Annotated in this window: 10 protein-coding genes; 9 read left to right on the top strand and 1 reads right to left on the bottom strand. The window is 54.8% G+C overall.

The genetic code is table 11. The features are described from left to right. Nucleotides 1-139: 139 nt before the first annotated feature. Entirely contained in the window at nucleotides 140-1,855 is a 1,716-nt protein-coding gene (locus AB1656_12380; GenBank protein ID MEW6236175.1) for a sodium:solute symporter family protein, read from the bottom strand. A gap of 338 nt (nucleotides 1,856-2,193) precedes the next feature. On the opposite strand from AB1656_12380, the gene AB1656_12375 reads away from it, so the two are divergent. The 9 genes from AB1656_12375 to murG all read left to right on the top strand — a co-directional run bounded on the left by AB1656_12375 (nucleotide 2,194) and on the right by murG (nucleotide 13,054). After that, nucleotides 2,194-2,760 carry a hypothetical protein gene (locus AB1656_12375; protein MEW6236174.1) on the top strand — a complete coding sequence of 189 codons (567 nt, stop codon included), beginning with the start codon at nucleotides 2,194-2,196 and terminating at the stop codon, nucleotides 2,758-2,760. 5 nt (nucleotides 2,761-2,765) lie between these two features. Further along, a complete protein-coding gene (rsmH, locus tag AB1656_12370) occupies nucleotides 2,766-3,722 on the top strand; it encodes a 16S rRNA (cytosine(1402)-N(4))-methyltransferase RsmH (protein ID MEW6236173.1) in 957 nt (318 codons plus the stop codon). A gap of 85 nt (nucleotides 3,723-3,807) precedes the next feature. Then, nucleotides 3,808-4,254 (top strand): hypothetical protein, encoded by a 447-nt coding sequence (locus AB1656_12365; GenBank protein MEW6236172.1) that lies wholly within the window; start codon nucleotides 3,808-3,810, stop codon nucleotides 4,252-4,254. Between the two features lie 162 nt (nucleotides 4,255-4,416). Next, nucleotides 4,417-6,585, top strand: coding sequence for a penicillin-binding protein (locus AB1656_12360; GenBank protein MEW6236171.1), 2,169 nt, complete (start codon nucleotides 4,417-4,419; stop codon nucleotides 6,583-6,585). A 189-nt stretch (nucleotides 6,586-6,774) separates the two neighbouring features. Continuing rightward, the gene (locus tag AB1656_12355) at nucleotides 6,775-8,250 is read left to right on the top strand and encodes a UDP-N-acetylmuramoyl-L-alanyl-D-glutamate--2,6-diaminopimelate ligase (protein MEW6236170.1); all 1,476 of its coding nucleotides are present in this window, start codon (nucleotides 6,775-6,777) and stop codon (nucleotides 8,248-8,250) included. Nucleotides 8,251-8,254: 4 nt separating this feature from the next. Continuing rightward, complete coding sequence (gene mraY / locus AB1656_12350) at nucleotides 8,255-9,370, top strand: phospho-N-acetylmuramoyl-pentapeptide-transferase (GenBank protein MEW6236169.1); 1,116 nt, start codon at nucleotides 8,255-8,257, stop codon at nucleotides 9,368-9,370. 25 nt (nucleotides 9,371-9,395) lie between these two features. After that, nucleotides 9,396-10,787 carry a UDP-N-acetylmuramoyl-L-alanine--D-glutamate ligase gene (murD, locus tag AB1656_12345; GenBank protein ID MEW6236168.1) on the top strand — a complete coding sequence of 464 codons (1,392 nt, stop codon included), beginning with the start codon at nucleotides 9,396-9,398 and terminating at the stop codon, nucleotides 10,785-10,787. Continuing rightward, nucleotides 10,784-11,911, top strand: coding sequence for a putative peptidoglycan glycosyltransferase FtsW (locus tag AB1656_12340; GenBank protein MEW6236167.1), 1,128 nt, complete (start codon nucleotides 10,784-10,786; stop codon nucleotides 11,909-11,911). Before murD ends, AB1656_12340 begins: the two co-directional genes overlap by 4 nt. Nucleotides 11,912-11,938: 27 nt before the next feature. Beyond that, the gene (gene murG, locus AB1656_12335) at nucleotides 11,939-13,054 is read left to right on the top strand and encodes an undecaprenyldiphospho-muramoylpentapeptide beta-N-acetylglucosaminyltransferase (protein ID MEW6236166.1); all 1,116 of its coding nucleotides are present in this window, start codon (nucleotides 11,939-11,941) and stop codon (nucleotides 13,052-13,054) included. Nucleotides 13,055-13,058: the final 4 nt, after the last annotated feature.

Below are 13,058 nucleotides of genomic sequence, written 5' to 3'. Positions count from 1 at the left end.
CAAATAACCAAAAAGAGAGCCGGCAAAGCGCGACCCGATCCCTACGTTCTTTAGTAACGTTCATGAGATTATAATTGTTACAGCGTCCAAATCTCAGCCGGATGGAACGATATCTTTCCCATTAACATAAGCAATATTTTTACCCTTGCGCGATCCAATAGACGCTTCCAATTAAAATTCCCACAAAAACCCAGACGACGAGAAAACCGATCCAACTCGTTCTATTCGGCCAAACGAATTCGAAATCGGGATGGGGGATGATTTTGACGGTCTTATCCGGTTGGGAATTTTCCGGAAGAGAAAACGGTTCCATCGGCCTTTCTCCGGGAACGATAGGCGTGCGCAGGCAACGGAAAAGCCGGTCCAGTTTGGCAGAAGCGGTTCGTTGGGTAAACAAACTGACGAAAATCATGGTTATCGATCCGGCGGCAAGATAAGCGAGCATCTGGAAGGGCAGCCGGAATTGGCCATTATAAACCATATAGGCGGGTAAATAGTCTTCAGCGAAGCGGTTCATATCGAAAATTCCCGGCAATAAGTTCGCCGTGAAGATCGCAACGGCGAACGCAATCAGGGTGGACGCCCACGCCGCCGCCGCCGTAGCGCGTCTCCAAAAAAGCCCCGCCCAGAAGGGAATCCCCATCATGGCTTGGATTTTCCAAAACGTTTCCAGCCCAGTGATGACGCTCTCCAGATACAGCGCATACAGCACCGCCGCACCCACCAATCCCCCCGCGAAGACGCGGCCCACGAGAACGTAATGCCGCTGGCTCTTGCCCGGCGCCAGAAAAGGGCGGTAGATGTTTTCCGTGAAGAGCGCCGAACATGCGATCATCATGGCGTCGCACGAGGACATCACCGTGGCCAGCATAGAAGCGAGGAACAGACCCAACAGTCCCGGCGCGATGGCGGGCAGCAGGTCTCTCGCCATGAGGCCGTAGGTTTGGTCGATTTGGCTTTGGGCCGTTAGGCCGGGATAGAGGGCGATGGCGCACAGGCCAGTGAGCATCCAGGCGATGGTGCATAATCGTTTAATCATGTTGCCGTAGGTGAAGCCTACCCGTCCGTCCATTTCCGTCTGTCCGGCGGCGCAATTGCCCATGATGTGCGGCTGCGTCCCGATTCCGATGAGGCCGTTGAGGGCGATGACGGCGATGTAAAACGCGGTGATGTCCGCCGGGGCCGCCAGAGCGAACATGTTGGGATCGTGAATCGACGCCTTCAGTCCCGCCATTCCGCCGACTTTATCCAAAGCGAACGGCAATACCATGAAAGAAAAAACGATCGTCAGCAAGCCTTGGATGAAATCCGTGACGATGGCGGCGTTCAGCCCCCCCGCTATGCCGTAAACGACGAAGAGCATGGTCATGATTCCTACAGCCAACGCTTCGTTGACGGCGCCGCCCGTAATGGCCGTCGTCATTGCTCCGCAGCCTTTCAGCATGGTGGCGATGTTGACGATGATTTGAGTTATGGCTACGCCCGCGAAAAGCGCGGCGACGGATTTGGAATAGCGCAATTCGAAATAATCGCCGGTCGTCAGCGCCCGCATCCGCCGAAAAAGAGGCGCGATCAGCCAATAAAAAGGCGTACTGAACAGCCAGAACCATTGATACCAGATTCCCGACAATCCATTCGTATAGGCTTTCGACGCTACCGATACCGCTTGGTCCGAATGCGTCCCGGCCCCAAAGGCGAAGAAGATCATGTAGGTCTTGCGAAAGCGCCGTCCCCCCATGAAAAAATCCACGGTATCCTTCACCATCCGTCCCGACCAGACGCCAATCGCCGTGATTCCAATTAAGTAACTGGTCAGGACGATAAAGTCGAAAACATTCAATCCGGCATAATTCATAATCTTCTCGCTTCATTATCAAAAAAAATAGTAAAGCCATTGCTTGAAGCAGACTCTAAGCGGATTGCCACCCGCCAAATCCTGTAATTGGAAATAAATGCCAAAAGAATCCATTATGGATTCAATATTACCTTGCTGCGGTAAGATAATATATTTTACTGAACATAAGTTCAATATTTTACAATATATAAGGAAGTTTACAATTTTTTTATAAAATATACTTGATCCCTTTGCTTCTAAATGCTAGAGTATCCCAATAAGTCCCAAAAAAACCCAAAAAAATCCAATTCAGTAAGTAAAAGTGGGACTTGAAATCTGGAATGCGATCTTGACGAATCATGAATAGGACGGTAGGGACATTGGTCGGCAATGCCGCCGGCGCTGAGCCGGTAGTCTCTCCCTTTGTCAAAAAATTAATTGGATCGTTCGAGCGGAATATTGATTCTAAAAACCGCATTGGCCTGCCTCATCAATTTCGCGACAAAATGGAAAATTCGCCCTTGATACTCATCCGCTGGGTGAAAAGGTCATTGGCGATTTTTCCGGAAGAGAATTGGCTTCCCTTTGCGGATACGATCGGCCGTCTCGAATTGTATACGGATATCGGGCTTACGGTTCGCCATCAGATGTTCGCTCACGCTTGCGAAGTAAGCCTGGATAAAGAAGGCCGGATCATTATCCCATCCGATATGGTGAACTATGCGCGGCTGGATGGCAAGGTCATGGTCTTGGGCGATTGGGACAAAATTACGGTTTGGAACAGCACTTATTATAAGGATCAAGTAGCCGTGGACGACGTAACGCTTTCGGAACGCTTCCCGGAAGTATGGCAGCTGGCCCAAGGCCGGAAAACACTGGAGGCCTTCGAGGCCGAACATTCCGCCATCCAGCCCAAGGCGGAATGAATCCAATGAACGGCGATGAAATCGTGCTCCATAGAGCGGTGATGGAGACGGAGGTAGTGGAGATGTTGCGGCCTCGGAGGCATGGAACGGTATTCGTCGATTGCACCATCGGCTACGGCGGCCATAGCGCCGCCATAGCTTGCGCCTTCGATGCGTCCGATTGCCTGATCGGCATCGACCGCGACGCCGCCGCCGTCGCCTATTGCCGCCAGCGTTTTGCGAACGTTCCCTTTTCCTGCCGTCTTCGCCAGCGGGGCTTCGATGAATTGGGGGCGGTTCTCGACGAGGAGGGGGTAAAGACAGCGGATCGTTTTCTCTTCGATTGCGGCTTTTCCTCTCCACAAGTAGACGATGCGGGGCGAGGCTTCAGTTTCATGCGCGAAGGTCCGTTGGATATGCGTATGGATCAGAGTCAGCCGCTATCCGCTTATGAAGCCGTCAATTCCTGGAGCGAGGACGAATTGACGCGGATATTCAAAATTTACGGCGAAGAACGCTTTTCCCGCAAAATTGCGCGGGCGATCGCCAGACGAAGAGAGAAGGCGAATGTCGAGACGACGCAGGAGCTGGCGGATATCGTTCTGCAAGCGATTCCGCCTTCTTATCGCCATCAAGAAGGCATTCACCCGGCAACTAGGGTTTTCCAAGCGCTGCGCATCGCCGTGAACGACGAATTGGGCATGTTGCGAAGAGGCCTCGAGGCGGCGTTGCAGCGGCTGCGGCCAGACGGACGAATTGGGGTTTTAAGTTATCACTCATTAGAACATCGGATCGTGAAGGAACTTTTCCGGCAGTATTGCGGCGAAGTGGTTCAGCCGCTCGGTCCGGCGCAATATGCGCCCAAGCCACCCGCGAAGGGCGCCATTTTGACCAAGAAGCCTATGCTTCCCTGTGCGGCGGAAAAAGAGATCAATCCGCGTTCGAGAAGCGCTCAGTTTCGCGTTTTGGAACGATTGAGTTGAAGAGGCTTCCAGCCTCTTGATCAAAGAAAGAAAGAGCCAGGATGGCTCTTCAACTTAAAAAAAGAAGATGCGGAGATGAAGAATCATGAATCAGGCGGCTGCGAACGATTATCGATCGATGGTTCCTCACGTGCGGGGAATCATCGGTTATTTTTGCGTGATCGCCATTTTCGGCTGCATTTCGCTGATCGTGCACGCCTCGTTGGAAGAAAAGAAAATCCGCTATCGCATGACAGAAAAGAATTTCGAGAAGATGCGGCTGTTGGAAGAGATTCGCCAGCTCAACAACCGTATCGGCGAACTGGAAAGTTACCAGCGCATCGCTGGATTGATTCAAGAACAATTGCCGCAGCTAGGGCCGCCGCGCAATCCCGCCGTCGAATTGGCTGCGCCTGGATTGAGAAGCGGCATCGGATTTTCGGATTACCTGCCGATGCCTCCGGAAAAAGAAGGATTTTTCGACGGCCTGCGGCGAGGGTGGGATATGACGCGAAAGGAAACGCGAAGCTGGCTGCAAAGTTTGGTGGAATAATGTCTAGTTTACTTAAGAATGAAACTTACAAGTTTCTCTCCTGCTGGGAGAAGGCAAGGGGTAATTAACTTAATGCCATCAACCCTCACCTAACCTCTCCCAATCTTGGGAGAGGGATGGGAAAAGCAGCAAATTTATAAGGATTCAGATGAGGAAAAACTGGTGAAGGGCGAGAAAACGACGTTCTATAGAATAGGGATTCTGATGCTTGGCGCCGGAATGGTATTCGCCGCGCTAATCGGCCGTCTCTATTTTCTGCAGATCGTCAAGGCCGACTATCTGACGGAGGTCAGCAAAAATTCCCGCACGTATGTCGGCATCAGCGGCAGAAACGGGTGGCTGCCTCCCAGCCGGGGATTGATTCTGGATCGCAATGGCCGGGCGCTGGCGCAAAACCGTTATCAATACACCGTTGTCGCTAATGAGGCGACGATCACAAACGCGACCGATCCCATCTTGCAGGAAGAGGAAAAGAAGCTCCAGGCGGTGGATACAATTCAACGAGCGGGCGCTATTTTGAAAATGAGTCCGCTGGAGATGGAAAAACAGATCGCCGCTTTGCAATCGCCTAAGTTCAAGGCGAGAGAAATCCAGCGAGACGTTCCAGAATCCATAAAAGACAAACTTGAAAAAGCCGATGTCCCCGGCATCTCGTTTACGGCCCAATCCATCCGCTTTTATCCCGAAGGGTTTTTAGCCGGCCATGTTATCGGCTATACCGACGCCTACAACAATGGCTTGGCGGGCATCGAACTGGTTTGCAACGAAATTCTGGACTCTTCTCGCGCCGCAAAAGTGGTTGAAGGCGAGAAAGACAAGAGCGGCAAACTTCTCGCTAATGAAGATTACACCAAAAAAATCACCAGCCGGGTGGATGTTACACTCACGATCGATTCCTATATTCAATACGTCGTCGAACGGGAATTGGCGAAAAAAGTGGTGGAAGTCGACGCGAATTACGCCAACGCCGTCGCGCTGCACGCCAAGACCGGGGAAGTGTTGGCGATGGCGAATTATCCCGCCTTCGATCCCAACGAGTATTCGAAATATCCCGAAGAAATCCGCCAAAATCAGATGCTCACCGGCGTGTACGAGCCTGGATCCGTTTTGAAGCCGTTCATTCTCGCCGCCGCTCTCGATAAGAAAGTCGTATCTCCCGATACGGTTTTTTATTGCGAAAATGGTTCTTACTATTTTCGAGGCAAAACCATCCGCGACGATATTCATCGTTTCGAAAATTTATCCGTCCATGACATCATCGTCCATTCCAGCAATATCGGCATGGTGAAAATCGCGGCGCGTCTCGGCGCCGGGCCGGACGATTGGAAAGGCCAGGCCCGCATCCTCTACGATTATCTCACCCGCTTCGGTTTCAAGAATGGCAGCAAATATCCCACATTCGAACTACCCGGCGAAAGCGGCGGCATTCTGCGAACTCCGGAAGGTTGGACGGCGGCTTCGCTCGGCGCCATTCCTTTCGGACAGGAAATTTCCACAAATACCCTCATCATCGCCGCCGCTTACGGCGCCATCGCCAATCGCGGCCTTTATCGCAAGCCTCATATCATCAAAGGCTATAAAGGGATGGACGGCGTCTTCTATCCCCAGCCGATGAAAACGCCCACCCGCATCGTTCCCAGCGAAGTCATGGAAGAGATCGTCAAGATGATGGTGGACGTAACGGAGATAGAAGACGGGACAGGCCGCAAAGTCCGCATACCCGGCTTCCATATCGCGGGCAAATCGGGCACAGCTCAAAAATACGATCCCCAAGCCGGAACCTACGGTTACAAGATGCGCATCGCTTCTTTCGCTGGATTCTTCCCGGCGGAAGACCCTCAGGTTGTTATCGCCGTTATGGTGGACGAACCCAAAAAAGCCAAGTACGGCGGCGATGTGGCTGGACCGGTTTGGAAGACGATCGCGGAAGAGATCATCGCCTATTGGGGGCTTACGCCAACCAATAAAAGCGATCCTCTGTTGGCTCTGGGCGGGGAGAGTCCCCATGCGAATGCGGAGACGAAGACGGATATTCCGGCGCCCAACACGTTCGGCGTGACGCGAGTGCTTCCCGCGCCGCCTGCGGAACCATGGGACGGCGGCCAGGGCGTAATGCCGAATCTGCTTTCGTGGCCGCTGCGCGACGCCGTTGTGCGCTTGACGAGTTTGGGATTGCGCGCCTCATTTCAGGGAGCGGGAAAAGTCGTCGAACAGGAAATTCCTCCAGGAACGCCATTGGGCGGAAAGCAGGACGTTGGCGTTATCCGATGCGAACCGGTCTTGACCGATTCCGGCGTCGCCGCCGAATCGAAATTGGTAGTTCAACGTTAACGGCATTTTATTGTATATTTTTTTTATTGACGATGCAGTACGAGCGCATAGACATATATGGCGGAGGCGGGCGACTCTTCACGATTCGCCGAAAAGGGCGGGCCTCTGCAGGATGATTTGGCAGTTTTGCAATGATCTCAACCTTTGAGACGCCGCGTTGAGAATGAATTTTCCTCTTAAGAGGAGACGATGGTTGAGGGTAAGGTAGTGTTCGCAAACGTATCCGTTTTGGAAACGAGGGGATCGATTCCCTCGGAATTGAAAGCGCTTGTCTGCGATTCGCGGCAGGCGGCGCCGGATTCGTTGTTCGTAGCGCTTAAGGGCGCGGCGTTCGACGGCCATGATTATATTCCCGAAGCGGCGGCGAAGGGCGCGGCGGCCGCCGTGGTTCAGGAATGGCGCGAACCGATTTCCCTGCCCCAAATCCGCGTCGCCGATACTTTAGCCGCGCTTCCCCGCCTAGCGGCTAATTTCTACGGCCATCCCGCCAAAGAACTTCACATTACCGGCGTTACTGGGTCCAACGGCAAAACCACGACCACGCATCTTTTGGAACAAATTTGGAAAGCGGCGGGCGAGGAGGCGGCGGTTATCGGAACCATCGAGTACCGTTTCAAAGGCGGACGGATCGACGCTCCCAACACGACGCCTTTGCCGCACGAGTTGCAGCAACTCTTGCGCCGCATCGCCGACGCGGGAAACAAACGCCTGGCGATGGAAGTTTCCTCGCACGGCCTGGCGCTGCATCGCGTGGACGAAATCGAATTCGACGCCGCCATATTTTGCAATCTCAGCCAAGATCATCTCGATTTTCACAAAACGATGGAGGAGTACTGGCGCGCCAAACTGCGCTTATTTACGGATTACCTCAAGCCCGATGGCTCTGCCGTTCTCAACCGGGACGACGAGTCGGGGCGGCGCATCGAACAAACCTTGACTAGGCGCCGGATTACGACTTTCGCCATCGATGGCGAGGCCGATGTGCGCGCGCTGGACGTGCGCCTGCTGCTGGATGGAGTGCGATTCCGCCTGCGCTTTCCCGGCGGCGAAGAATGCGAGATTCATACGCCGCTGCTTGGACGGCATAACGTGGAAAATATTCTAGGAGCGGCGGCGGCGGCTTACGCTTGCGGCGTCTCGCCGGAGGCGATCCGCCTGGGCGCCGAAACTCTGGCCGCCGTGCCCGGACGGCTCCAATCCATCCCCAACGGCGTAGGCGCTCAGGTGGTTGTGGATTATTGCCATACGCCCGACGCGCTCGAGAAATGCCTGGCCGCGCTGGCGGCGCTGCCTCATAAACGAATCGTCACTCTCTTCGGCTGCGGCGGAGACCGGGATGCGGGCAAACGGCCCATTATGGGAGAAATCGCCCTGCGCCGCAGCGATTTCGTCATCGTTACCGACGACAATCCCCGCACGGAAGATCCAAAGAAGATTATCCAGGATATCGAAAAAGGAATGGCCTGGGCCAGGGATCGCTATATCATTGTTCCCAACCGCCGCGAGGCGATAGCGGCGGCAGTAGCGAAATTGCAAACGGGGGACATCCTCCTTCTTGCGGGCAAGGGCCATGAGACCTATCAACTGATCGGGCGAGTGAAGCATCCCTTCGACGACCGGGAAGCGGCCCGGCAATGTCTGCTGGAAGCAGGGAAAGGAGCGTAGGGGCATGGCATTGTATTTTCTATTTCCTTTGTCGGAAAGATATCCGGAATGGCTCGGCGTGTTGAACGTGCTGCGCTATATCTCCTTCCGCTCCGCGATGGCGGCGGTGACGGCGTTGATTGTCGGCGTCTTCATCGGCCCCTATTTCATCGCCTGGCTGCAGCGGATGAAGATCGGACAGACGATTCGCGGCGAGAACATCAAAGACCTTTACGAACGCCATAAAGGCAAGGCGGGAACGCCCACGATGGGCGGAACGCTGATTCTGGCATCGATCGTTTTTTCCATTCTCCTTTGGGGCAATCTCGGCAACGAGTTGGTTTGGACGTGTCTCATCGTTACGCTGGCATTGGGCGCGCTTGGCTTTCTGGACGATTATACGAAATTGAAACAGAAAAAATATCATGGCGTGCAGGCGCGGCAAAAAATGATCGTGCAATTGACGATCGGCTTAACGTTGGGCTTGCTGCTTTACTATTGCCATCCTCTCATCCATGAAAAACCGTACGACATCCCGCTGCCCTTTTTCAAAAACGCCTTTATTCCATTGGGGATTTTCTATATTCCCTTCGTGGCGCTGGTGATTACCGGATCGTCCAACGCCGTGAATTTGACGGATGGACTCGACGGCCTCGCCAGCGGCTGCACCATCATCTCTTCGCTGGCTTTCGCCGTTTTGACGTACATCGTGGGACGCATCGATACCAGCGCTTATCTCGATATTCTCTACGTTCCCAAAGCGGGAGAGATCACGGTTTTCGTCATGGCGATGGCGGGCGCTTCCATGGCGTTCTTGTGGTTTAACGCCCATCCCGCCCAGGTTTTTATGGGCGACACCGGCTCCTTGGCCATTGGCGGGGCGTTGGGAACGATCGCCGTTTTGATCAAGCAAGAGTTGTTGCTTTTCATCGTGGGCGGCGTTTTCGTTTTGGAATCGCTATCGGTCATTCTGCAGGTGGCGTCGTATCGTTGGCGGGGGGGCAAGCGCATCTTTCTTATGGCGCCGCTGCATCATCATTACGAAATGAAGGGTTGGTCCGAGACCACGATCGTGGTCCGGTTTTGGATTTTAGCGGCGGTGTTCGCCTTTATCGGATTGGCGACGCTGAAACTGCGGTAGCGCCAGTCAATGGGAAAAAAAAGCGATGACGATCATGGTTGAAAATGAAATCCGCTCTCGTCTCACTCGTCCCGCGCCCCGATTGGCGGGGCTTTGCGCGCTGGTCGTCGGCATGGGCGACAGCGGCCAGTGGGCGACGGAATTGCTGCTGCGGGAAGGCGCGAAGGTTCTGGCTCACGATAACGACCGCGCCAAACAGGCGGCGTTGCGGCGACAATGGGAGCCGCGCGGCGTGCGATTTCATTTCGACGCGTTGAAGCCGATGCATGGAGTGGACTTTTGCGTTATCAGTCCCGGCGTTCCGCCTTTCGGCGCTTTCTATTCCTGGTTGAAGCAAGCGGATATTCCTCTGCTTGGCGAGATGGAATTAGCCTGCCGATTTTTGAATCGCCCTATTCTCGCCGTAACCGGGACGAATGGCAAAACGACCGTGACGAACATGATCGAGCATATTCTCAACCGATGCGGCTATCGCGCTGAAGCGGCGGGCAATGTTGGGCGGCCCGTTGCTCAGGTTGCCGTCGAGGGCGTGCGGGAATGCGGCGATCCGCTGGTGTTGGAGGTCAGCAGTTTTCAGTGCGAGACCTTCGAGCAGTTCCGGGCGCAGGCGGCGGTCATAACCAACCTGGCGCCCGATCATCTGGACCGCTATGCGTCGCTGCGCCAGTACTATGAAACGAAATTTCGCATTGCGATGAATCAGGCGCCTGATGGGGCGTTGTGGATGGGTCCCAGAGTTGAGGGCGACTGTCCGGAGTGGGCGCCATCGAGAAGAAGAACTTTCGCCGTGGATGTGTTGGGACCTGACGGCGTCTTCTACTCGAATGGCGAAGCAATCCTCCGCGACGGTTCGAAAGAGGAGCGCCAATCCTGGCCCTCTTTTGCCAAACAATTGCCTCAGCATGTTTTGAACGCTCTGGCCGCCGCGGGCATGGCGGTTTCGTTCGGAGCGCCGCTGCTGGAGGCGTTACGCGCTTTGGATTCGTTTCAACCCTTGCCTCACCGGTTGGAATTCGCCGGCGAGGTCAAGGGAATCCGCTGCTACGACGATTCCAAAGCCACTAATGTTCATGCGGTGGAAGCTGCCCTGCGATCGCTTCCGCCGCCGATCCGGCTTATCGCCGGAGGCCGCGCCAAGGGCGATTCGCTGGATCCGCTTCTGTCGTTAATACGGGAAAAAGTCATCGCCGTCTATCTCATCGGCGAAGCCGCCGAAGCCTTCGCGCGCGCGTGGGAAACGATTACGCAAGTCCATTTGGAAAAGACGCTGGAAGAGGCCGTCCATCACGCTTTGCGGGACGGGCGGCCGGGCGAAAGTTTGCTTCTCTCTCCCGCCTGCGCCAGTTGGGACATGTTCAAAAACTACGCCGAGCGGGGCGAGCGATTCAAACAAGCGGTGAAAGAGTATAAGGAATGAGAAAAACCAGTTCTTTCATTAATGGGACGTTGTTGGCGCTGACCGTGGGTTTGATCCTGCTCGGCGTCATCATGGTTCTCAGCTGCAGCCAAAGCGCCTTCTCCACGAGTCTGGACAGCAACGTCTATGAGAACATGGGGAAGCAATTGATATGGTTCAGCCTGGGATTGGCGGCGCTTCGCTTCTTTTCCAGTACGGATTACAACGTTTGGGAGCGCTACTCTCGCCCGTTGATGCTTGTTACTATAATTATGCTGGGCATGGTTTTTCTCTTTCCCGAAGTGAACGGCGCCCGGCGTTGGATTCCCATTGCGGGACAAAAAATCCAGCCTTCCGAGCTCGCCAAGATATCCATCATCATTTATCTATCCTCCGTGTGGGCGGACCGGCGCGAGCGTTTGGCCTCTTTCATCAATGGCGTTCTCTATCCCATGCTTTTCGTGGGGATCGCTTTGGCGTTGATTTTATTGGAACCGGCGCATAGCGCGACTTTTTTCATCGGACTGATTGCGCTGACGATCTGGTTTGTGGCGGGGGGGAGGTTATTGCATCTTGCGCCGGTATTTGCGGCGATGACGACGGGCATCGCCGCCGCCATTTATGCGAAGCCCGTTCTTTTCAAGCGCATTCTGGCTTTTCTCCATCCCGAAGAACACAAATCGGACAAATACTACCAGGTTTGGCAATCGCTTATCGGCTTTGCTCATGGCGGCTTATGGGGCAAGGGATTGGGCGAGAGCAACGTCCAGACTCCTTTTTCCGAAACCGATTTTATCTTTTCCACGATGGGCGAAGAATTGGGTTTTATGAAGTGTTCGCTCGTCTTGATCGCTTTCTTGTTGCTTATATGGATTGGGTACGGCATCGCCCTCCGCTGCCGGAATCCTTTTGGATCCTTGTTGGCTGTGGGATGTACGACGGCCATCGGCGTTCAAGCCGCGCTCAACGTCGCCGTAGTTACGGGAAGCATTCCCACGACGGGAATCGCTCTTCCCTTCATCTCGTATGGCGGCTCGTCTCTTTTGGTGAGCATGTCGCTGATGGGCTTGTTGATGAGCGTGGCGAAGGACGCTTTCGACGAGGAATTGGAAAAACCCCGGCGCCGCGCGCGAGCCATAGCTTAAGAGCGCCGCCGTAAAGGACAAGGCATTATGACGGCGGCGAATCGTGCATCGGAAGAGAGGCGCGGCGGGACGGTCGTCGTTACGGGCGGCGGGACCGGCGGCCATCTCTATCCCGCCATCGCCGTAGCCCAAGCGCTTCGGAGAAAAAGACCGGTGATCGGAATTCTCTTCATCGGGCGGGAGGCGGAAAAAGACCGCGCCGAAGTGGAAAAAAAAGGAATCGATTTCGTGGGATTGAAATTGGAAGGTTTGCAGCGCCGGATTTCCTTGACGAACCTTCGTTCCCTCGCCTACGCAGCGGGGGGACTGTGGCGCTGCCTAAGGATGATGAAGCGTTATCCCAAAGGCGTGGTCTTCGGCGTCGGCGGCTATGTTTCCGCCCCGGCTATGGTAGCGGGAAAAATACTGGGCTGGCGGGTGACGATGCACGAGCAGAACACGATTCCCGGCCTGGTGAATCGGATCATGGCGCCTTGGTGCGCTTCCGTTTTTATAACGTATGAAGAGACGAAGAAATGGCTGAAGGATACGGCGTGCGAATGGACGGGATTTCCCTTGCGCCGCGAATTGATCGAACGCCGCCGCCAAGCGTCCGTCGCCGCGAAGGAATGTCCCGGAATCCTCGTTATAGGCGGCAGCCAAGGCGCGCGTAAATTGGTGGAAACCGGCCTTGAAGCCCTGAAACGATTGGATGAAGCAAATCTGCCCTATCGCGCCGTGGTTCAGGCCGGCGAACGCAATTACGAATGGGCGCAAACTCTCGGCGCTCCCCAGCGGGCCGAGTTGGTTCCTTTCATTCACGATATGCCAGAAGCTTACGCCGCCGCCGATATCGTCGTCAGCCGCGCCGGTTCCGGCTCGTTGGCGGAGATCGCCTTATGGGGCCGGCCGTCGATTCTCGTTCCTTATCCATTCGCCAGCGAAAACCACCAGCAAAAGAACGCCGAAGTTTTCGCGCAGCGGGGAGCAGCGCGATTGATCCCGGAAAACGAACTCACAACGGAAGCGTTAAGCGAAGCCTTGGCGGGGCTGCTTCGAGATGAAGAAAAACGAAAGACGATGAGCGCCCGCGCTTTGGAATTGGCTCGGGACGATGCAGCGGACCGGATCGCGGAGGAAATACTCCGTTGGCTTGAGGCTTGATGGA

It is taken from the genome of Candidatus Omnitrophota bacterium, from assembly GCA_040755155.1.
Classification (GTDB): domain Bacteria; phylum Hinthialibacterota; class Hinthialibacteria; order Hinthialibacterales; family Hinthialibacteraceae; genus JBFMBP01.
Note: the sequence above shows the minus strand (reverse complement) of the source record. Positions and strands in the feature narration are given on the sequence as shown.